Origin of the sequence: Dermatobacter hominis, from assembly GCF_020715685.1 — a bacterium.
Lineage (GTDB): Bacteria > Actinomycetota > Acidimicrobiia > Acidimicrobiales > Microtrichaceae > Dermatobacter > Dermatobacter hominis.
Window position 1 is genome coordinate 124,838 of the sequence record NZ_CP085840.1, and the last position, 22,032, is coordinate 146,869.

The following is a 22,032-nucleotide window of genomic DNA, read 5'->3' on the forward strand; positions in this document are numbered from 1 at the left end:
ACCTGTCACCTCCGCGGCAGCGGCTCGGCCGTCAGCGGCGCCGGACCCGGCTCGCGACCGCTGCGGTGGCCCCCGCCACGGCGGCCGCGGCCGCGATCCGGCGGCCGGTCCGGACGCGCACGCCGAGCAGCGCCGCCCGCGCCGCGTTGGCGCCGCACGCGCCGTGCACCGATCCGCCGGGGTGGGCCGACGCCGAGGCGAGGTACAGGCCGGTCACCGGCGTCTCGGGGCGAGCCAGGCCGGGCACGGGTCGGAAGACGAGCTGCTGGTGCAGCTGGGTGGTGCCGCCGCTGATGTCGCCGCCCACCAGGCTCGGGTCGTCCCGCTCGAGGTCCCTCGGACCCTGGACGTGGCGGGCGACGACCGCCGATCGGAAGCCGGGGGCGTGCCGCTCGATCCGGTCCTCCATCCGGTCGACGAAGGCCTCGAGCGCCCGACCCGACAGGAGGCCGTCGCCGACCTCGATCCGGTCGGGCCCGGAGCGGGCGTCGTCGACGATCCGCTGGGGGACGTGGGTGTACATCCACAGCGACTCGGTGCCCGGCGGCGAGCGGCGGGGGTCGGCCGTGGTCGTCTGGCCGACCAGGAGGAACGGATCGGCGGGCAGCCTCGACGACGACAGCTGCGCAGCCGTCGCGGTCAGCTCGTCGAGGGAGTCGGCGACGTGGACGGTCCCGGCGCCGTGGGCCTCGTCGTCGGACCACGGCACGGGGCGGGACAGCGCGTAGTTGACCTTCACCGTGCTGCTCGCCCGCTCGAACTGGCGCATCCGGGCGAGGAAGGCGGCGGGCAGGTCGTCGTGGTCGAGGAGCGAGCCGTAGAGGATCTGCGCGTCGCAGGCGGCCAGGACGGCCCGCCGCGCCTCGACCGTGCCCTGCGGGGTCGTGACGCCGACGGCACGCCCGCCCCGGACGACGATCCGTTCCACCGGTGCGTCGGTGCGCACCTCGCCGCCGGCGGCCCGGAGCCGGTGCAGCAGGGCGTCGGTGATGCCGCCGGCGCCACCGGCGGGCACCGGGAACCCGACGGTCTGGCCGAGGCCCACGAGCATCCACCCCAGGAAGGCGCTCGGCGCGGCCTCGGGCGTCACGTCGGCATGCAGGGCGTTGCCGGCGAGCAGCAGCGGCGCCCCGACCCCCTGGAACAGCTCCGCGCCCATCGTGCGCACCGGCAGGATCGCCCGGCGCGCCAGCTCCCACAGGTCGAGGCGGGCGGCGACCGCGAGCCGGGCCGCGGCGGTGACCGGGGGGAACGGCGACAGTAGGGCCGCCATCATCTGCTCGCCGAAGCGGTCCCACTCCGCGGCCAGCCGGCGCCACGCCTCGCCGTCGGCCGGGCACTCCGACTCGATCCCCGCCGCGGTCGCCTCGACGTCGCGGTGCAGCACTGCGGCGGGTCCGTCGGGACGGACGTGGGCGAGCACCTTGGGGGCGTGCACCCACTCCAGCCCGTGGTCCTCCAGGGCGAGCGAGCGGATCACCGGCGACGCCGCGGTCATCGGGTAGAAGGACGAGAACAGGTCGGTGGTGAACCCGGGCGCCAGGACCTCCGCGGACTGCACCGCGCCGCCCGGGCGGGGCGTCGCCTCGAGCACGACCACGTCCCACCCGCGGTCGGCGAGCAGGTTCGCCGCGACCAGGCCGTTGTGGCCCGCGCCGATGACGACGGCGTCGCAGGCGGTGGTCACGCGCGGATCCGACGGCGCTCGGTCATCGTGCTGCCACCTTCCCGCTCATGCACCGCTCACCTCCCCGTGCGCCCGGGCATCGATGCACGGCCCGGCGTCACGTCGGCGTCCCGGACCCGGACGCGACACGGCCGCCCGACCCGGTGGGTCGAGCGGCCGGCCGTGCCCCTTCGCCGCCCCCTCAGGAGATCGCTGCTCACCCCGCCCGCTGGCGGACCGTCGCCGGTCCTCCTCCCCATGGGCTGCCCGCAACGTAACAGATGTCACAGCGCGGTGTTGAACGGATGTTCACGGCAGCGGGGCGTCACCCCGCTGCGGGCCTGTCTGGGACCGGGTCCGGCCGCTGCTCTCGCATCCCGGCCGCCAGGTCCGCTGCGCCGGCGACGTCGAGCTCCTCCACCAGGGCGGGGAGGGGGATCCGCCAGTTCGGGTGCTCGTCGACCGTGCCGGGGAGGTTCGGGCGGGGCACCTGGCCGACCGCGTCCTCGAGCGTCGCGATGACCAGGTCGCTGCCGGCGCCGGCCAGGGCCCGGTGGGCCGCCACCGAGACCGCGTGGGCGCCGGCCCGGTCGGGCGGCGCGCCTGCGGGGTCGTCGAGCCCGCCGATCGACGCGAGCCGCTCGAGCCGGGCCCGCAGCTCGGCGTCCTCCTCGGGCTGGTCGGGAAGACCGGCCTGGGCGCGGTCGGCGGCATCCGCGCCGGTCCAGAGGCCGGCCACGGTCGGCAGGTCGTGGGTCGTCAGCATCGCCACCGTCGTCGACGGCCACGACGCGGGCGGGTCGTCCTCGAACCAGCCGACCGAGTAGCCGTAGACGCCCCGCGAGCCCATCGCCTCGCGGACCTCGGGCTCGACCGTCCCGAGGTCCTCGCCGAGCAGGACCGCGCCGGCGCGGGCCGCCTCCATGCAGGCGAGGTCGAGCAGCTCGGTGCCGGACGCGTACACGTACGCGCCGCCGAGGGCGGCTGCGCCGGGCGGGATGCAGTACAGGCGGAACAGCCCCATCGCGTGGTCGATGCGGAGCAGGCCGGCGTGGCGGAAGATCCGCCGCAGCGTGTCGATCCACGGCCCGTAGGCCGCGGCCCGCAGCCGCCAGGGGACGTACGGCGGCAGGCCCCAGTCCTGGCCGAGCGGGCCGAGGTCGTCAGGGGGTGCGCCGATCCGGCACTCCAGCGCGAGGAGGTCCTGGTCGATCCAGGCGTCGGAGCCGTCGGGGTCGAACCCGACCGGGAGGTCGGCCATGAGCGCGGCGCCGGCCTGGGCCGCGGTGGCGAGCTGGCCGGCGGTGAGCAGCTGGATCCAGCGCCAGCGCTCGACGTCGTCGGCGAGCTCGGCGGTCGCCTCGGCCGCACCGGTGAGGCCGGGGTGGCGCGCCTCGGCGGGGAAGCTCGACCAACCGCCGCCGTAGCGCTCGGCCAGCGCGCAGAACCGGGCGTGGTCGCGGAGCGCGTCGTCGCCGTCGGCCGCGGCGAGCAGCGTCCTCGTCCCGTCGGCGTGGCGGACGCGCTCCCAGATCGCGCGCAGCGCGGCCGACTTCAGCGCCCACACCGAGTCGCGGTCGATCGTGCGCAGCGCGGTGAGCTCCCGCCCGGCGCGGGCGGCGGAGGTCAGCTCCTCGCCGAGCAGCTCGGAGCCGGGCACCTCCTCGATGCGCAGGTACAGCGGCGACCAGAAGCGGCGGGTCGACGCGTAGTAGGGCGACGGCTGCTGCGACTCGAGCGGGATCGGCGCCCCGAGCGGGTTGTGGGCCAGCACCGCGGCGCCGCGGTCGGCCGCCCATCTCGCCAGCTCGCGGAGGTCGCCGAGGTCGCCGTGGCCCCAGCTGTCGGTCGAGCGGGTCTGGGGCAGCTGGACCGAGAAGCCCCACGACCGGTCGGCGGCCCGGCACCGGCTCGGCACCGAGAACACGTGGGTCACGTGGCCGCCCTCGGAGGTGAGGGTGTGGGCACCGAGCGGCAGGTCGTGGGGGAGCGCGTCCACCACCTCGAGCTCGGCGCCGTCGTCGAGCTCCAGCAGGCCCGGCGACCACACCGACCGGTCGTCGCCCGGGCGCACGAACCACAGCGACGGGCCCTCGGGCGGTCCGTCGGGGTGCTCGTCGCCGCCGAGCGCGCGGCGCAGCGCGGCGCGCGACGCCGGGTCGGCCTCGTTCCATCGACCGTCGGTGCCCCACCAGCCGTCGGCGATGCCGAACGCGTCCCGCCCTGAGCTGTCACCCTGCGCCACTGCCACGTTTCTACACTTCCCCCATGCCGTTCCTGGTCGAGCGACGCCTCAGGGCCGTGGGTCGTCGGCTGGGCGCGCTCCGCGAGGAGCTGGCGATCGCGGACGAGCAGCTGGCGCACTTCGCGGACATCTCGGACGACTCACGTATCCGCTCGCTCGTCTCCGAGACCCCGCTCGCCGACCAGGAGCACCGGGACGCCGAGCGGACGACCGCCGCGATGGCCCGCCACCGCGCCGACCTGGTCGAGCAGATCGCACGGCTGGAACGGGAACAGGACGAGCTGCTCGACCGCCTACACTGACCCTCTCCCCGGCGACGTCGCACGGAGCAGGGGGACCCGGGACGGGCCCAGAGACGAGGACGGTGGGCAACGGTGCCAACCAAGGTCGTGGTCGCAGAGGACGAGGCCATCATCAGGATGGACCTGCGGGAGCTCCTCCAGGAGGAGGGCTACGAGGTCGTCGCGGAGTGCGGGCGGGGCGACGAGGCCGTGCGCCTGGTCCGGGAACTGCGGCCCGACGTCGCGCTGCTCGACATCAAGATGCCGGGGATGGACGGCATCTCCGCCGCCCGCGAGATCTCGGTCGACCGGCTCGCCGCCGTCGTGCTCGTCACCGCCTTCTCCCAGCGTGAGCTCATCGAGGAGGCGAGCGACGCCGGCGTGCACGGCTACGTCGTCAAGCCGTTCGAGCGCCACGACCTGGTGCCCGCGATCGAGGTCGCCATCTCGCGGTTCCGGTCCGAGGCCATGCTCGTCGACCAGGTGGCGTCGGCCGAGGGCCGGCTCGAGGCCCGCAAGGTGATCGACCGGGCCAAGGGCATCCTCATGGACGCCCACGGCATGAGCGAGCAGGACTCCTACGGCTTCATCCAGAAGACGGCCATGAAGGACCGTCGCCAGATGCGCGACGTCGCCCAGGACGTCATCGACGGCGGGCTCGCCCCCGCCGAATCCGCCTGACACCCCGCCCTCCCCGTTTCTGACGCCACAGGGTGGGCCCTGTGACGCAGGATCGACACGAGAACCCGACGGCGGGCCCTCCGGAGCTGTCACAGCCGTTGGCGTAGCCTCCGGTCGTGCCGACCGTGATGCTCGTCGACGGGAACTCGCTCACCTACCGGGCCTTCTTCGCCCTGCCGACCGACCTGGCCACCGCCTCGGGCCAGGTCACGAACGCGGTGTTCGGCTTCACGTCGATGCTGCTCAACCTGGTGCGCGACCACCGGCCCGACCAGGTCGTCATCACCTTCGACCGGCCCGAGCCCACCTTCCGCCACGAGCGGGTCGACACCTACAAGGCCAACCGGGAGTCCGCCCCCGACATCCTCCGGGAGCAGATGGGGCTCGTGCGCCAGGTCGTGTCGGTGCTGCAGCTGCCGGTCGTCGAGATCGCCGGCTGGGAGGCCGACGACGTGATCGCCACGCTCACCGACGCCGCGGCCGACCGCGGCGACGACGTCATCATCGTCACCGGCGACCGCGACAGCTACCAGCTGGTCAAGGACCCGCACGTCAAGGTCCTCTACAACCGCCGGGGCGTGTCGGACTACGCGCTCTACGACGAGGCCGGCATCCTCGAGCGCACCGGCGTCCGCCCCGACCAGTACGTCTGGTACGCCGCCCTGCGCGGCGACCCGTCCGACAACCTGCCCGGCGTCCCCAAGGTCGGCGAGAAGACGGCGGCCAAGCTCGTGACCACCTACGGCGACCTCGACGGGATCTTCGCCCACACCGCGGACCAGACCCCTGCGCTGCGCAAGAACCTCGAGGAGAACGAGCAGCAGGCCCGCACCAACGCCGAGCTGATGGCGCTGGTCCACGACGTCCCGCTCGAGGTCGGCCTCGACGACCTGGCCCGGGGCGACGTCGACGTCGACGAGGTGCTGCAGCTGTTCGGCCTGCTCGAGTTCCCGAGCCTGGTGCCACGCCTGGCCGAGGCCTGGCCCGACCTGTTCGGCGACGGCGCCGCGGTGGTGGCCGACGCCCCTGTCCTCGAGGCCGAGGTGACCGACGCCGCCGAGCCGACCGAGGCCGCGGCCGCGCTGCAGCGCCTCGCCGGGCTCGACTCGGTCGCGGTGGCGGCCGGCTGGGTCGGCGTGCCCGGGCGCACCGCCCTCACCGGGCTGGCCCTGGTCGCGGACGCGGAGTCGGGCGAGGTGATCTGGCTGCCCGCCGGCGTGCTGCACGAGGTCCCCGACAAGCTCGACGCCGTGCTGTGCGGCGCGCCGGGCATCGTCGGCCACGACGTGAAGCCGCTCATCCGGAGCCTGCTGGGCCTGGACCGCGACCTCACCCGGCTCGTTCTCGACACGAAGCTCGCGGCCTACCTGCTCGACCCGGCCGACACGGCGTACTCGCTGGCCGAGCTGCTGCGGCGCCACGCCGGGATGGAGCTCGCCACCGACGACGCGGCCTCGCAGGGCCAGCTCGACCTCGACGGCACCGGGGTCGAGGAGTCGCAGCTGATCGCGCGCCAGGCGCTCGCGGTGGCGAAGGTGGCCGGTCCGATCGCCGAGTCGATGGAGGCCCACGGGCTCACCGCGCTGAACGACTCGATCGAGGTCCCGCTCGTGCGGGTGCTCGCGCACATGGAGCACGTCGGCGTCGGCGTCGACGTCGAGGTGCTGCGCAAGCTCAACGCCTCGCTGACCGCCGAGTGCGAGTCCGAGCGCGCCGCGATCGTCGAGGCGGCGGGCGAGGAGTTCAACGTCAACTCGACGCCGCAGCTGCGGGCCGTGCTGTTCGACCAGCTCGGCCTCACGCCGCAGAAGAAGACGAAGACCGGCTACTCGACCGACCAGGCCACGCTCGAGAAGCTGCAGGGCGAGCACCCGATCATCGACCACCTGCTCCGCTACCGCGAGGTCGAGAAGCTCCGGTCCACCTACGGCGAGGGCCTGCTCTCCGAGGTCGGCCCGGACGGGCGCATCCACGCCACGTTCAACCAGACCGTCGCCCGCACCGGCCGGTTGAGCTCCGACGCCCCGAACCTGCACAACATCCCCGTGCGGTCCGAGGAGGGGCGCCGGTTCCGGGAGGCGTTCGTGCCGGCGCCCGGCCACGAGCTGCTCGTCGCCGACTACAACCAGATCGAGCTGCGGGTGATCGCCCACCTCGCCGAGGACCCGGGCCTGATCGAGGCCTTCACCACCGGCCAGGACATCCACAACACGACCGCGGCCCGGGTGTTCGGCGTCGAGCCGTCCGCCGTGACCGTCGAGCAGCGGTCGAAGTCGAAGATGGTCTCCTACGGGCTCGCGTACGGCATGGAGGCCTACGGGCTGGGCCAGCGGCTCAACATCCCGACCTCGGAGGCCCAGGTCATCCTCGACGCCTACTTCGTGGCCTTCCCGAGCGTGAAGGCGTTCATGGAGCGCACGGTCGCCGAGGCACGCGACCGGGGCTACACCGAGACGGTCTTCGGCCGCCGCCGTCGGATCCCCGAGCTCAGCTCGAACCAGCGCAACGTGCGGATGGCAGGGGAGCGCCAGGCCATGAACGCCCCCATCCAGGGCCTGGCCGCCGACATCTTCAAGGTCGCGCTCGTCCGGCTCGACGCCGCGCTGGCCGACCGCGAGCTCGGCAGCCAGCTGATCCTGCAGGTGCACGACGAGGTGCTCGTCGAGGTGCCCGACGGCGAGCTCGACGCCGCGACCGATGCCGTCACCTACGCCATGTCGGGCGCGTTCGACCTGCGGGTGCCGCTGGAGGTGAACCTGTCGCACGGCACGAGCTGGGCGGCGGCCAAGGGATGAGGGCGGGCGTCGTGGGGGCACGGCGGTGACCGAGCCCGACCGCCACTGGTTCGAGGACATCGCGGACCACGTCGGCCCGGCCTACCTCCGGTACTCGTTCACGATGGGCACCGAGCAGGAGGTCGCCTTCCTGGTCGAGCTGCTCGGGCTCGAACCCGGCATGCGGGTGCTCGACGTCGGCTGCGGGCCGGGTCGCCACGCGATGGCGCTGGCCCGGCGGGGGATCGAGGTCCTCGGCGTCGACATCAGCGAGCGCTTCGTCGAGGTGGCCGTCGAGGTCGCCGACCGGGAGGGCCTGTCCGACCTGGCGCGCTTCGAGCGGGCCGACGCCCGGGCCATGCAGGGCGACCCTCGGTTCGACGCCACGGTGACGGCGGAGCCCGGGTTCGATGCCGCCATCTCGCTCTGCCAGGGCGCCTTCGGGCTGGGCGGGCCGCCCGACGTCGGCGACCCGCAGAACCTCGGCGCCGACACCGCCGTGCTGGCCGGCATCGGGGCCGCGCTGCGGCCCGGCGGGCGCTGCGCCGTGTCGGCGTTCTCGTCGTACTTCCAGGTGCGCTGGCTCGAGGAGACCGACACGTTCGACGCCGCCGGCGGCGTGAACCACGAGCGGACCGAGCTGCTCGACAGCGAGGGCGCCCGGGCCGAGGCCGACCTGTGGACGACGTGCTACACGCCGCGGGAGCTGCGGATGGTGGCCGAGCGCTCGGGCCTCGTCGTCGACCACATCTGGTCGGTCACCCCGGGCGGCTACGACATGACCCCGCCGACGATCGACACGCACGAGTTCCTCCTCGTCGCCCGCACCCCCACCTGACCCCAAATCCGGTCTCCGACCCCGCACCCGGTTTCTGACGCCATCAGGTGGGCGCGGTGACGCACGATCGACATGAGAACCGGCGAGAAGGACCGCCCGGGCGGGCGCTGCCACGCGACGAGCCGGTGGAGCAACGGGGACCGGTCCCCGCTGACAGGGCCGGGCGCCGTCCGTCACCGTGCTCGACGTGGCGGACCGGAACCCGAGCACATCACCCGACCTCCGACCCGACGCAGCCGTCGCTCGCCTGGCGGCGACGCAACACGGCCTGATCACCCGTCGCCAGGTGACGACGCTCGGGATGACGCCCGACATGGTCCGGCGGCGGTTGGGCAACGGGCAGTGGGAGCGGCTGGCGACCGGCGTGTTCACGATCGTCGGCGTCCCCGACAGCCGGCCCCGCACGCTCTGGGCCTCGGTCCTCCACGCCGGGACGGGATGCGCGATCGCGAGCCACACGGCGGGACGGATCCACGCCTTCGAGGAGGCGCTCGAGCTCGATGAGGTGCACCTCAACGTCCGCGTCGGCCGCCGCCACCCACCGGAGGGCGTGGTCTGGCACCGGCAGGTCGACATGGTCGACGACGACGTCGTCACCATCGACGGGCTCCCGGTCACGTCGATCCCGCGCACGGCCTTCGACCTTGCCGGCGACCCCAGGGTCTCGAGGACCCGCCTGCGCCGCCTCGTCGAGTCCGCGATCGTCCACCGCGGGTTCGAGGCGGCGACGTTCGCCGTCGTGCTCGCCCGTGTCCGTCGCAGCGGCAAGCACGGCGTGCTCCTGATGGAGCAGGTGCTCGACGACGTCGGACCCGGGACCGATCTGCCGACGACGGAGCTGGAACGCCTCCTGGACGTCGTGATCGAGCTCGCCGGCCTGCCGGCCCCGGTCCACGAGCACCCGCTCCCCGGCGCCCGGGACCGGGCCGGCTACGTCGACCGGTGCTGGCCCGATGTCCGGCTGGTCGTCGAGGCGGACGGACGTCGCTGGCACACCCGCCGCCAGCAGATCGCGATCGACCACGACCGCACGATCGACGCCCAGACCGTCGGCTACCAGACGACCCGGTTCCTCTGGGAGCACCTGCAGGGCGACCCGGAGGGCTCGGCCCGCCGGCTCCGAGCGATCTACGAGCAGCGCCTCCGGGAGACGGCTGAGCGGTGAACCGGCCGACCCGGCGTCGACGCCGGCGCCGACCCAGGTTCTCGTGTCGATCCTGCGTCACACAGCCCACCTGGTGGCGTCAGAAACGGGGTGGGGGAGCCAGGCGGGGCCTTTCGGCCGGGGGCGTGGGTCGGGTAGGGTGGCACGTTCCATCCCTGGGCGCGTCGCGCCCCCGATCAGAAGCAGTCTCACGTGTCCGACACCACCATCGCCGACTACACACCCCGCCAGATCATCGAGGACGACCTCGGTGGCATGTCCTTGGACGACGCCATGGCCGCGACCATGGTCGACGTCGAGGACGGCCAGCTGGTGACCGGGACGGTGGTGAAGGTCGACCGGGACGAGGTCCTCCTCGACATCGGCTACAAGTCCGAGGGCGTCATCCCCAACCGGGAGCTCTCGATCCGCAACGAGGTCGACCCCAACGAGGTCGTCTCGATCGGCGACGAGGTCGAGGCCCTGGTCCTCCAGAAGGAGGACAAGGAGGGCCGCCTGATCCTGTCCAAGAAGCGGGCCCAGTACGAGCGGGCCTGGGGCACGATCGAGAAGATCAAGGAGGAGGAGGGCGTCGTCTCCGGCCCTGTCATCGAGGTCGTCAAGGGCGGCCTGATCCTCGACATCGGCCTCCGCGGCTTCCTCCCCGCCTCGCTCGTCGAGCTCCGCCGGGTCCGCGACCTGCAGCCCTACGTCGGCCGCAGCCTCGAGGCCAAGATCATCGAGCTCGACAAGAACCGCAACAACGTCGTCCTGTCCCGCCGTGCGTGGCTCGAGGAGACGCAGAAGGAGCAGCGCGAGGACTTCCTCGCCAACCTCAAGCCGGGCGAGCGCCGCAAGGGCGTCGTGTCGAGCGTCGTCAACTTCGGCGCCTTCGTCGACCTGGGCGGCATGGACGGCCTCATCCACGTCTCCGAGCTGTCCTGGAAGCACGTCGACCACCCGGGCTCGGTCGTCGCCGTCGGCGACGAGGTCGAGGTCGAGGTGCTCGAGGTCGACCTGGACCGGGAGCGCATCTCCCTGTCGCTCAAGGCCACCCAGCAGGACCCGTGGCAGGAGTTCGCCTCCAACCACCAGGTCGGCGAGCTGGTCTACGGCCGTGTCACCAAGCTGGTGCCCTTCGGTGCGTTCATCCAGGTGGGCGACGGCATCGAGGGCCTGGTGCACATCTCCGAGATGTCCGCGCACCACGTGGACCTGCCCGAGCAGGTCGTCACGCCGGGTGAGGAGCTCTGGGTCAAGATCATCGACCTCGACCTCGACCGTCGCCGGATCAGCCTGTCGATCAAGCAGGCCGCCGAGGGCGGCATCGTCGCCGCCGAGTACCAGGAGCACTTCGGCGAGCAGAACTACGACGCCGAGGGCAACTACATCGGTGCGCCGGTGGGCGACGAGACCACCGAGGGCCAGGAGGCGTGGGAGCAGTACTACGCCGAGCAGGGCTTCGGCACCCCCGAGTCCGACGCCGAGGGTGCGATCGAGGCCGCGGCCGCCGAGGACGGCCCCGTGGCCGAGGGCGGCGACCCCGAGGGCTGAGCCCCGCCCGCACCAGCAGGATCGATCACGGACGGCCCCCGAGAGGGGGCCGTTCCGCGTCCCGGGCCGGGCCGTCCGGCACCCCCGAGGGACCCCGGACCCAACGAAATGGTCCAAAAGATTCAGGCCCGTCCGCTTTCGGCCGAGTGAAGAACCAGCGGATGCTGCGCCCGGGGGTGCTGCGGAGTCCGGGTCTCGGCCCGGGGAAGGAACCCCCGACCGCCGTGTCCGAGCGTTGTCCCTACGCGCACGGAGCGGAGACCAGTGAGTTCACGCAGAACGTTGATCCTCATCGGAGCGGTGGTCATCGGGGCGCTGGCCGCCTTCCTGACCCTGAGCTACGTGCGAGGGGTCGAGAACCGCTCGGACGAGGCGGCACAGATGGTCGAGGTCGTCGTCGCGGCCGGACCGATCGCCAAGGGTTCGAGCAGCGATGCCGCCATCGAAGGCCAGCAGCTGGTGATGGAGAAGCGCCGCCAGGACGAGCTCCCCGCGAGCCCCGTCCGTCGCTTCGCCGACATCCAGGGCCAGGTCGCCGCCGTCGACCTGGGCGGCGGCGAGGTCATCACGGCCTCGATGTTCGTCCCGGCGACGGCGCTCAACGGCTCCAAGTCCGCCAACCTGGACAAGGGCAACGTGGCCATCACGATCACGGTCGACGAGGCCGCCGGCGTGGCCGGTCTGGTCCAGCCCGGCGACAACATCAACATCCTCGCCAACTACTGCAGCGTCACCACCGGCGGTGCGTCCGGTGGCACCGAGGGCGGCGACGCCTGCGCCCTGCAGCGCAACGGTGCGGCCGGCTCGGGTGCGGTCACCCTCGGCGAGCCCTCGAGCTACCTGTTCCAGGGCGTCAAGGTCCTGGCCGTCGGCCAGTCGCTCGGCCAGCCGGTCGCAGCGGCCCCGGCCGCCGAGGGCGCCGACCCCGCCACGGCCACCACGGCGCCTCCCGCCGCCTCGCCGCTCATCACCGTGCAGCTGCCGCCCGACCAGGCCCAGCTGCTGGCGTCGCTGCGCTCGGCGAGCCTCTACCTGACGCTCAACCGGCCCGACTACACGCCGGTGCCGATCCCGTTCACCAACTCGCTGCCGGCGCTGCCCGGTGAGCTCGGCACCTCGCCGTACCCGGCACAGGCGGCGAGCGGACAGTGACCGACTTCGCCGTGACCTCCGAGGCGCCGCAACCGACCATCAGGGTGTCGGTGGCCGTCGTCGAGTCCCACGTCCCCACCCGCGAGCGGATCATGGGGCTGCTGGGCGACGGCGTCACCCCCTTCAGCACCGTCGAGGAGCTGGCCGCACGCCTCACCGGCGCCGTGCCGGTGGTGGCCGTGCTCGGCCCGTCCTGCAGCGACGAGGCGACCCTCGCGGTCAGCGAGCGCGTCCAGCGGGAGTACCCGCTCATGGCCACCATCCTGGTGGTCGACGAGCTGAGCACCCAGCTCCTCCAGACGGCCCTGCGAGCCGGCGTCCGCGACGTGCTCGCCCTCACCGGCGAGTCCGGTGCGCTGGCGCAGGCCGTGCAGCGGGTCGCGATCTCGCTCGACCAGGCGCCCCGCAGCGCGGTGATGCCCGTCCCGGCGACCCCGACCCCCGAGGACGCCGAGCCGCTGCCGTCGGTCGACGGCCAGGTCATCACCGTGTTCTCGACCAAGGGCGGCGCCGGCAAGTCGATGCTGTCGACCTCGCTCGCCGTCGAGCTGGCCCGCCGTTCGGACCAGCCGGTCTGCCTGGTCGACGCCGACCTGCAGTTCGGTGACGTGGCGGTGATGCTCAAGCTGACGCCGCACCACACGATCGTCGACGCCGTGTCCGTGCTCGACCGCATGGACCCGCCGCTGCTCGAGAGCCTGCTCGTCACCCACGAGCCGTCGGGCCTCCGTGTGATGCCCGCCCCGCTGGAGCCGGCGTTCGCCGACCAGGTCGGGGCGACAGAGATGGTCTCGATCGTCGAGATGCTGCGGTCCTTCTGCGCCTACGTCATCGTCGACACGCCGGCCTACTTCAACGACGTGGTCCTCGGCCTCGTCGAGGCCTCGGACCGGGTGCTGCTCGTCGCCGGCATGGACATCCCGAACATCAAGAACGTGAAGATCGGGCTCCAGACCCTGCGCCTGCTCAACACGCCGATGGAGAAGCTCCTGCTCGTCCTGAACCGGGCGAACAGCAAGGTGAAGCTCGACGTCGGCGAGGTCGAGCGCACGCTCCAGGTGAAGGCCGACGTCCTCATCCCCAGCGACATCTGCGTCCCGCAGGCGGTGAACAAGGGCGAACCGGTGGTGATGCACGCACCGAAGTCCGGCGTCAGCCGGGCGATCCAGCAGCTCGCCGACCAGTTCGTGCCCGCCGACGTCGCCGCCCGCCGTCGCCGCTGACGGCGCCGGCACACAGCACCACCTCACCCCGCACCACCCCCCCGCCCCACCTCACCCCGCACCACCCCCCGCCCCACCCAAGCCACCGCACCCGCCGACGACACAGAGGGAGTCCCACGGTGTCCCTGTACCAGCGCATCAACGAGCAGCAGGGCGGTCAGCCGAACCAGCCCAAGCAGCCCGGCCAGCCCGCCCAGGGCCAGCCCGGGCCCGGCGGCGCGGGCGGGACCGGTGGCGCGGGCGGTGCCGGCGGCACCGGCGGTCCGAACCAGCCGCGCCCCCCGGCCCAGCCGGCGCCGCAGGTGCCCCGCCGTGACCCGGCCCTGAACGAGCTGCGCCACCGCGTCCACCAGCAGCTGATCGACGAGCTCGGCCCGATCCTGTTCGACCGCCGGCTGTCCGAGCAGGACCTCCGCCGCCGGGTGCACGAGCAGCTGCACTCCGCGATCGCCGCCGAGCGGGTGCCGCTGTCGGCCGCCGACAAGGCGCAGCTGATCCAGGACGTCAGCGACGACATCCTCGGCTACGGCCCGATCGACAAGCTCCTCCGCGACGAGGACGTCACCGAGGTCATGGTCAACGGCCCGGACATGGTCTTCGTCGAGCGCAGCGGCAAGCTGACGCGCGACGAGACGATCCGCTTCATCGACTCCGACCACGTCCGCCGGGTGATCGACAAGATCGTCTCCGAGGTCGGCCGTCGCATCGACGAGTCGACCCCGATGGTGGACGCCCGCCTGCCCGACGGCTCCCGCGTCAACGCGGTGATCTCGCCGCTGTCGATCGGCGGCCCGTTCCTCACCATCCGGAAGTTCTCGACCGACCCGCTGCAGATCGACGACCTGATCCGCTTCGGCTCGGTCAACGCCCAGGCCGCCCGCTTCCTGCAGGCCTGCATCGTCGGCAAGCTCAACGTGATCGTCGCCGGCGGTACCGGCACCGGCAAGACGACGATGCTCAACGTGCTCTCGTCGTTCATCCCGGAGGACGAGCGCATCATCACCGTCGAGGACGCCAAGGAGCTCCAGCTCCACCAGGACCACGTGCTCTGCATGGAGTCCCGTCCGCCGAACGTCGAGGGCCGCGGCGAGGTCACGATCCGCGACCTCGTCAAGAACTGCCTCCGCATGCGCCCCGACCGCATCGTCGTCGGCGAGTGCCGTTCCGGCGAGGCGCTCGACATGCTCCAGGCGATGAACACGGGCCACGACGGCTCGCTGACCACGGTCCACGCCAACAGCCCTCGTGACACGCTCGCCCGTCTCGAGACGCTGGTCCTCATGGCCGGCTTCGACCTGCCGGTGCGGGCCATCCGCGAGCAGATGGCGTCGGCCATCGACGTGATCGTCCAGCTGTCCCGCCTCCGGGACGGCACCCGCCGCGTCACCCACATCACCGAGGTGCAGGGCATGGAGGGCGACGTGATCACGCTCCAGGACGTGTTCCTCTTCGACTTCGGCGCCGGCGTCGACGAGTCCGGCCGCTACCGGGGCCAGCTGCAGGCGACGGGCGTGCGCCCGAAGTTCGCCGAGAAGCTGGCCGACCAGGGCATCCGGCTCGGCCCGGAGGTCTTCTCCCGCGACGGTGGTCGCAAGGCGGTCACCGGCCGGTGACCGCTCGACCCAACCGTCGAAGGGCCCTCAACTCTCGGAGAGCCCGCTCGCTCACCGTCGGGCTCGCGGCCGCCGCGTGCCTCCTGGGCGCGATCGGCATCGTCGCGCCCGCCGGCGCCGCCGACGACCCGGCCCCGTCGCTCGTCGTCCAGAGCGTCAACGCCCGCGGACCGCAGGTCCAGGTGCAGGGCAACCTCGTCGGGTCCGATCCGTCGGACCTCGCGGCGTCGGTCAAGGGCACCGAGGTGGACAGCAAGGTCACCGCGGGGCCGGACCTGCCGCTCGACGCCGTGGTGGTGCTCGACAACTCGGCGTCGCTCGGCAACGCCACCGTGCAGCTCGCCAAGCAGGCGCTCGAGCCGCTGCTGCCGGGCAACGGGATCACCCGGTCGCTCGGCCTCGTGACCACCGGCGGCGGCGCCGCGGTGGAGATCGGCGGCACGACCTCCGCCCAGGCGTTCCAGGACGCTCTCGACGAGGTCGAGCCCGTCGGCGCCTCGGTCACGTGGGACGGCCTCGTCCGCGGCGCGGACCTGCTCAGCGAGGGCGGCATCGCCCAGCGCAGCATCATCCTCTTCTCGGCCTCGGCGCCCACCAGCGGGACGGCGACCGCCACCACCGCGCAGGGTGCGCTGGCGCAGGCCGGTGCCCAGCTCAACGCCGTCGTCATGCCCCGGGGGGCCGACGTCGAGGCGATCGACAACATGGTCGGCGGCCTCGGCGGCTCGGTCGTCCCGGCCGCGGACGAGAACGCCCTCGCCGGTGCCTTCGACTCCATGGCCGTCCAGCTCGGCGGTCGGTACCTGCTCCAGTTCGACAGCCCGGCCGGTGCGTCGGGCAGCACCCAGCTGACGGTCTCGGCCGGCAAGCTGACCTCGACGGTGGCCTACGTGCCCGGCACGACCAAGACGGGCTCCGTCAACCTCGCCCCGCCGGTGGTGGAGAGCGAGTCGATCGTCGAGCGGATCCTCGGCAACCCCCTGGGCCTGATCTTCGTCGTGCTCGTCGGCTTCGCGGCGATCGCGCTGTTCCTCTGGACCCTGATGAACATGGTCCTGCCGGGGTCCGACAACCTGAGCCGCCGGCTCAAGGTGTACGAGGACCCGTACGGCGACGAGGCCGGCGAGGAGGAGATCCCTGACGGCTCGCACACCACGGTGCCGATCATCCAGCGGGCCGTCGAGTTCACCGGCGACGTCGCCGACCGCCGCGGCGTCCTGCAGAAGCTCGAGGGCGACCTCGAGCGCGCCGGCCTGCCGCTCCGCGGCGCCGAGGCGCTCTTCTTCCTCGCCGCCGGCGTGGTCCTGGTGACGCTGCTCGTCTTCGCCCTGACCCGCAACATCCTGTTGACGCTGATCGTCGCCGGCCTCGGGATCCTGGTGCCGCAGGGCGCCCTCAGCTTCGCGGTGCGGCGCCGCTGCAAGGCGTTCGAGCAGCAGCTGCCCGACACGCTCACGCTCCTGGCCGGCACGCTGCGCGCCGGCTACTCGATCGGCCAGGGCTTCGAGGCCGTCTCGACCGAGATCGACGACCCGATGGGCCGTGAGCTCCGACGGGTCGTGACCGAGACGCGGCTGGGTCGTCCCCTCGACGAGTCGCTCGAAGCGGTCGCCGAGCGCATGAAGAGCGACGACTTCAGCTGGGCCGTGATGGCCATCCGGATCCAGCGGGAGGTCGGCGGCAACCTGGCCGAGCTCCTGGTCACCGTGGCCGACACGATGACCCAGCGCGAGCGCCTGCGCCGCGACGTCGCCACGCTCACCGCAGAGGGCCGCATGAGCGCCATCGTGCTCGGCCTGCTCCCGCCCGGCCTGGGCGCGGTCATGTGGGCGATCAACGGCGAGTACATGTCCAAGCTCCTGACCCCGGGTCTGGGCTACATCCTGTTGGGCCTGGGCCTCGTCTCGATGCTCATCGGGTTCGCCTGGATGAAGAAGATCATCACGATCGAGGTGTGACCTGATGTCCCCGATCCTCCTGCTCTCCGTGCTGCTCCTCGCCGCCGCCATCGGCGCGGCGGTGTGGGCGGTGCTCAGCCAGCTCGACGAGCGCCAGGTCGTGCGCGAGTCGCTGCGTCAGCTCGACGGCTACGAGGTCGAGAACCAGCGCGACCAGGAGATGCTGGCGCCGCTCAAGGACCGTGCCCTCGGGCCGCTGGTCGACGGCGTCACCGACCTGGGCAAGCGGTTCACCCCGGTGGGCTACGTCGAGAAGGTCAAGCAGAAGCTCGTCTACGCCGGCATGCCCGACCAGTCGGCGGTCGACCGCTTCCTCGGCGTCCGCGTCATCGGCATCGGCATCGCCGCGCTGGTCTTCCTGCTGCTCTTCGTCATCAACCTGCTGGGGCTGAGCGGCAACATGCGCCTGGCCGTGCCCGGGATCATCATGCTCGTGCTCGTCCTGTACCCGGACATGTGGCTCAACCGGAAGGTGGAGGCCCGCCAGCACGAGATCCAGATCACGCTGCCCGACGTCATGGACCTCCTCGTCATCTCGGTCGAGGCCGGCCTCGGCTTCGAGCAGGCGATCGACCGGGTGGTGAACTCGGTGCCGGGTCCGCTGTCGGACGAGTTCTCCCGCATGCTCGGCGAGACCCGCGCCGGCGCCTCCCGCTCGGACGCCATGCGGGCGATGGACGACCGCTGCAACGTGCCGGAGCTCCGGTCGTTCGTGATGGCGATCATCCAGGCCGACCAGTTCGGCGTGTCGATCGGCCGCGTGCTGCGGGCCCAGGCCGACGAGATGCGCATCAAGCGCCGCCAGCTCGCCCAGGAGCGGGCCCAGAAGGCCCCGGTGAAGATGCTGATCCCGATGGTGTTCTGCATCTTCCCGGCCCTGTTCGTCGTCGTGATCGGCCCGGCCATCATGAACATCCGCGAGAGCCTGTGAGGACGATCGACCGGGTCGGTCCCGGAGGGATCGACCCGCGGCCGGTCGAGCCGCCGCCCCCGACCGAGCCGACGGCGCGGTCGCGCCGCTGGCCCGACGCCGGCATTGGCGTCCTCGTCGCCGGCTTCCTGGCGTTCATCGCCGCCCGGCCGCTGGCCGACAACAGCTTCCTGACGCACCTGGCCACCGGCCGGCTGATGCTGTCCGACGGCATCCCGGCGACGAACCCGTTCCTCTACTCGTCGACCGACTTCCCGGTCCCGAGCTGGTTCTGGTCGTCGATCCTCGGCGTCGTCGACCTCGCTGGCGGCGGAACCGGCATCCGGATCCTCACCGCGGCGATGGCCGGGGCGCTCGGCCTGCTGGTCGTGCGACTCACCCGGCCCGACGGCGACCCCGTCGACGGGACCGCGCCGGACCGGACGCTGCTGTCGATCGTGCTGCCGGCGGTGTGCGTCGTCATCACGCTGATGCCGTTCGTGAACGCCCGGCCGCAGCTGCCCGGCTACATGCTGCTGGCGCTGACCGTCCTGGTGGTCAAGGAGCGGCGCGCCGCCTGGTGGCTGGTGCCCGTCTTCGGCCTCTGGGTCAACGTGCACGGCACCTGGTTCTACGGGCTGGCCGTGCTCGGTCTGGTGCTCGTCGCGCAGGCGATCGACGACCGCCGCGTCGAGCTCCGCGAGGTGCTGTGCGTCGCGTGGGCGCTCGCCGGCGTCGTGCTCGGCGGGCTCGCGCAGCCCGAGCCGTTCCAGACGGTCCTCCTCCCGCTCAGCCAGTTCGGCGACGAGCGGTCCCGCGAGGCCCTGTCGTCCTACGTCGAGTGGCAGCCCGCCGGCTTCGACCACCCGCTCACGTGGCTGCTGATCGCCGTGGGGCTCGTCGCCGTCTACGGCGCCCTGGTCGCGCGTCCCGGAGGGGCGCGCCGGTGGGGCGTGCTCGTGGGCTCGGTCGGCCTGGTGGCGATGGGCCTGTCGGCCGGTCGGCTGCTGCCGCTCGCTGCGATCACGCTCGTGCCCTGGGTGGCCTCGGGGATCGGTGGGCTCGAGGGCCTCGGCATGCCCAGCCGACGGATCCAGCAGGCGTTCGTGGCGATCGGCTCGACGATGGCGTTCGTCGCGCTGCTGTGGATCGTGGCCACCCCGGCCTACGACCTGAGCCGCTACCCGGTGACGGCGGTGGACTGGCTCGAGGAGCACGGCCTGGCCGGGCAGAGCGACGTGAAGGTCGTGTCCCACGACTACGTCGGCAACTACCTGGACTGGCGCTACGAGGACCGGGCCAACACGTTCGTCGACGACCGCGCCGGCGCCGACGCGCTGATCGACTACTCGGCGCTGCTCGACCTGTCCGACGGCTGGCAGGGCGCGCTGGAGCGCTCGGACGCGGACGTGGTGCTGTGGAGCACCGAGGAGCCGCTGACCGACGAGCTCGACGCGCCCGACTGGTACGACGCCGGCGAGTTCGGCGACTTCACGGTCTTCTGCCGGAGCTCCATCGCCGATCGCTGTCGCTGACGCGCGGCACCCGGTCGGGGGAGCGCCAGTCGCGGATCCAGCTGTCTTCGGGGCCCTGGAGCCCCGGCGTGCCGCCCCCGTGGGCGCGCAGCCGGGCGGACCACCAGTCGGTCTCGGTCTCGTCGGCCAGCTCGGCGACCGCCTTCTCCAGGCGGGCGGCGAAGCGCCGGGCGTCCTCGTCCTCGCGGGCCCGGAGGGGCGTGCCGATGTTGACGTCGACGGCCCCCGGGCGCGGCGCGCTGGAGCCCTTCGGCAGGATCCGGCCGGTGCCGTCGAGGTGCACGGGGACGACCGGCACGCCGCAGCGAACCGCCAGGTAGGCGGCACCGCCCTTGTGGGGCTGGCCCCAGCCGTCGGGGCTGCGGCCGCCCTCGGGGAAGATCAGCAGCGACCAGCCGTCGTCGATCAGGCGGGCCGAGGTCTCGGCGGAGCGCCGGCTGACCTTCTTGCGCTCCATCGGGATGGCGCCATAGGCCCACGAGATCAGCGCGGCCTTCGGCTTCGTGTCGAAGAAGTGGTCGGCGGCCGCCGCCACCACCATCTCGTCGCGCCAGGGCCGCGGGAGGTGGGTGAGCAGCACCGGCGTGTCGAGGTGGCTGTGGTGGTTGGCGACGAAGATGGCGTTGCCGTCGAGGTCCTCGAGCCGGTCGAGGTTGCGGACCGTCGGACGGGCCAGCACGGCGGTGCCGATGCGCCCGACCGTGGCGAGCGAGGCTCGCCGTGTCGCTCGGGCCACGGGTCGGCGGGCCCAGTCGGTGTCGTAGCGGTCGCCGAGCTCGTCGGGCTCGACCGGCGGCTCGACCCCGGGCGGCGTCGGCGCCGCGGTGAACGGGAAGCCCAGCCGCCTGGCGAGCGCGGTCGGGTCGAGGCGGACCGCCATCAGGTCACGTCCGCCATGGAGATCGGCGGGTTCTTGAAGTAGGTGATCGTGGGCTGGCGCCCGACGACGTCGGAGGCCATCTCGAGCGCGTCGGCCATCGTGGACGCGGGGCGGAACCCGAGCCGCCGCACGGTGGCGGGGTCGCCGCCGACGACGATCACGCCGCCGAGGTGCTCGAGGGCGTGGCTGCCCCAGTACCACATGTAGAAGGGGTGGACGCCGTGGTAGGCGTTGCTCGTCCGGTAGAGGTGGCGGTACCAGTCGTCGGTGGCGAAGCGCTCCTCGAACTGCGCCTCCATCACCTCGGGGTCCGTCGTCTCGGCGAGCACCTCCTCGAAGAAGTCGATGTAGCTCGGGTGGTGCACCGGGTGGAACTCGGGCGTCGTCGGGTGGCTCATGATGAGCACGCCGCCCTCGCGGACGAGCGGCCGGCCCTTGTAGAGGTTGAAGAAGTAGCCGAGCCCGAGGCACATCACGAGGATCGGGTTCATGATCGAGTTCACGTTGTACGGGCAGATGTACGGGAGCCCCAGGGCGAGGATGTCGGTCTGGCCCTGCACCGGCACGAGCTGCTGGTCGTACACGTGCTGGGTCGTGACCTTGTGGACCGCCTCGACCTCGCCGGCCTGCACCGACGTCATGGCGTAGGGGGCGCGCCAGCCGTGGAGGATCTTGCGGCGGTTGGCGGGGGAGAGGCGGTCGAGGCCGACCTTGGCCGCCATGAACGTCGCCCGGTCACGGGCGTTCCACTCCCACTCCCGCTTGGCGAGGACCTGCATCGGTCCGTCGCCGTAGAGGTCGTTGTTGACCGTCGTCTCGATCTGGAAGACCTTGATGCCCGCGTCCCGCAGGACCTCGCCCTGGCGCCAGTTGCGGGTGTGGAGCTCGGAGTTCTCCTGGTCCATGAAGCTGCGCGACCGGCGCATGGTGTGGACGTTGTGGTGGTGGCGGAGCGCCTGGTAGCCGGAGAGGCCGGTGGCGGTGGACTTCCAGCCGCCGTCCATCGCGACCAGGTTGATGTTGACGTAGACGATCAGGTCCGACTCGGCCGCCCGCGTGGAGATCTGCACCTCCTCGCCGTGGCGGGTCGTGCCGATCAGCGTCATGCCGTCCGGGTCCTCGGCGTCGTGGTTGTAGAGCTGTCCCCGCGGTGCGAACGCGTCGTAGACCCGGTCGCCGACGGCGTGGCGCAGCTCGGCCTCGGTCATGCGCCGGTGCAGCGCGAGCGCGGCGATCAGGTGGACGTCGGTGACGCCGGCCTCGGCAGCCAGGTCGAGCACGGCCTCGATCACGCGCTGGCGGATGTCGGGTCGGCGCATCTGCGGCAGCGGCAGCGAGATGTCGTCGAACGCGATCGTCAGCTTCATGTCGGGGAACAGCAGCGCGGAGAGCGGCTCGGAGTCGATCGGCTCCTCGAGCGCGTGGCGGATCGCCTCGTCGGGGCGCGCCAGGCCCGGTAGCGGCTCGGGCGGGTAGATGATCCGGCTCCGGTCGGCCGGCAGCTTCTCCAGTCGCAGCTGCTCTCCGTGGTGGAACAGCACGGGCGGCGTCGAGCGGTCGACGTCGAGCACGAGCCCC

At 72.5% G+C, this 22,032-nt stretch carries 16 protein-coding genes; 12 read left to right on the forward strand and 4 right to left on the reverse strand.

The window, feature by feature from the left end; genetic code table 11:
• Nucleotides 1–31: 31 nt before the first annotated feature.
• Together LH044_RS00640 and malQ are read right to left on the reverse strand one after the other, a co-directional pair.
• Nucleotides 32–1,687: a phytoene desaturase family protein gene (locus LH044_RS00640; RefSeq protein WP_227757865.1), complete on the reverse strand. Its 1,656-nt coding sequence runs from the start codon at nt 1,685–1,687 to the stop codon at nt 32–34.
• Between the two features lie 304 nt (nt 1,688–1,991).
• Nucleotides 1,992–3,917, reverse strand: a complete 1,926-nt coding sequence (malQ, locus tag LH044_RS00645; RefSeq protein ID WP_227757866.1) for a 4-alpha-glucanotransferase — start codon at nt 3,915–3,917, stop codon at nt 1,992–1,994.
• A gap of 17 nt (nt 3,918–3,934) precedes the next feature.
• Between malQ and LH044_RS00650 the strand changes: the two genes are divergently transcribed.
• The 12 genes from LH044_RS00650 to LH044_RS00705 all read left to right on the forward strand — a co-directional run bounded on the left by LH044_RS00650 (nt 3,935) and on the right by LH044_RS00705 (nt 19,574).
• The gene (locus LH044_RS00650) at nt 3,935–4,213 is read left to right on the forward strand and encodes a hypothetical protein (protein WP_227757867.1); all 279 of its coding nucleotides are present in this window, start codon (nt 3,935–3,937) and stop codon (nt 4,211–4,213) included.
• Nucleotides 4,214–4,285: 72 nt separating this feature from the next.
• Nucleotides 4,286–4,873: an ANTAR domain-containing response regulator gene (locus LH044_RS00655; protein WP_227757868.1), complete on the forward strand. Its 588-nt coding sequence runs from the start codon at nt 4,286–4,288 to the stop codon at nt 4,871–4,873.
• Between the two features lie 116 nt (nt 4,874–4,989).
• Entirely contained in the window at nt 4,990–7,668 is a 2,679-nt protein-coding gene (polA, locus tag LH044_RS00660) for a DNA polymerase I (RefSeq protein ID WP_227757869.1), read from the forward strand.
• Nucleotides 7,669–7,693: 25 nt separating this feature from the next.
• Complete coding sequence (locus LH044_RS00665) at nt 7,694–8,485, forward strand: SAM-dependent methyltransferase (protein ID WP_227757870.1); 792 nt, start codon at nt 7,694–7,696, stop codon at nt 8,483–8,485.
• A 187-nt stretch (nt 8,486–8,672) separates the two neighbouring features.
• Complete coding sequence (locus tag LH044_RS00670; RefSeq protein ID WP_227757871.1) at nt 8,673–9,650, forward strand: type IV toxin-antitoxin system AbiEi family antitoxin domain-containing protein; 978 nt, start codon at nt 8,673–8,675, stop codon at nt 9,648–9,650.
• 255 nt (nt 9,651–9,905) lie between these two features.
• A complete protein-coding gene (gene rpsA / locus LH044_RS00675; RefSeq protein ID WP_374210657.1) occupies nt 9,906–11,183 on the forward strand; it encodes a 30S ribosomal protein S1 in 1,278 nt (425 codons plus the stop codon).
• Between the two features lie 264 nt (nt 11,184–11,447).
• On the forward strand, nt 11,448–12,335 hold the full coding sequence (cpaB, locus tag LH044_RS00680) for a Flp pilus assembly protein CpaB (RefSeq protein ID WP_227757873.1): 888 nt from the start codon (nt 11,448–11,450) through the stop codon (nt 12,333–12,335).
• Nucleotides 12,332–13,558: a CpaE/TadZ family protein gene (locus LH044_RS00685; RefSeq protein WP_227757874.1), complete on the forward strand. Its 1,227-nt coding sequence runs from the start codon at nt 12,332–12,334 to the stop codon at nt 13,556–13,558. Before cpaB ends, LH044_RS00685 begins: the two co-directional genes overlap by 4 nt.
• Before the next feature lie 119 nt (nt 13,559–13,677).
• On the forward strand, nt 13,678–15,171 hold the full coding sequence (locus LH044_RS00690; RefSeq protein WP_227757875.1) for a TadA family conjugal transfer-associated ATPase: 1,494 nt from the start codon (nt 13,678–13,680) through the stop codon (nt 15,169–15,171).
• On the forward strand, nt 15,168–17,129 hold the full coding sequence (locus LH044_RS00695) for a type II secretion system F family protein (RefSeq protein ID WP_227757876.1): 1,962 nt from the start codon (nt 15,168–15,170) through the stop codon (nt 17,127–17,129). Before LH044_RS00690 ends, LH044_RS00695 begins: the two co-directional genes overlap by 4 nt.
• A 4-nt stretch (nt 17,130–17,133) precedes the next feature.
• A complete protein-coding gene (locus LH044_RS00700) occupies nt 17,134–18,060 on the forward strand; it encodes a type II secretion system F family protein (protein WP_227757877.1) in 927 nt (308 codons plus the stop codon).
• A complete protein-coding gene (locus LH044_RS00705; protein WP_227757878.1) occupies nt 18,057–19,574 on the forward strand; it encodes a hypothetical protein in 1,518 nt (505 codons plus the stop codon). Before LH044_RS00700 ends, LH044_RS00705 begins: the two co-directional genes overlap by 4 nt.
• On the opposite strand, the gene LH044_RS00710 is transcribed toward LH044_RS00705, so the two are convergent.
• Nucleotides 19,531–20,454 carry a lysophospholipid acyltransferase family protein gene (locus LH044_RS00710; protein ID WP_227757879.1) on the reverse strand — a complete coding sequence of 308 codons (924 nt, stop codon included), beginning with the start codon at nt 20,452–20,454 and terminating at the stop codon, nt 19,531–19,533. The two genes, LH044_RS00705 and LH044_RS00710, sit on opposite strands and share 44 nt — an antisense overlap.
• Nucleotides 20,454–22,025, reverse strand: a complete 1,572-nt coding sequence (gene larAH, locus LH044_RS00715) for an NPN-dependent hydroxyacid isomerase, LarAH14/15/16 family (RefSeq protein WP_374210658.1) — start codon at nt 22,023–22,025, stop codon at nt 20,454–20,456. The genes LH044_RS00710 and larAH overlap by 1 nt, the downstream gene beginning before the upstream one ends.
• Nucleotides 22,026–22,032: the final 7 nt, after the last annotated feature.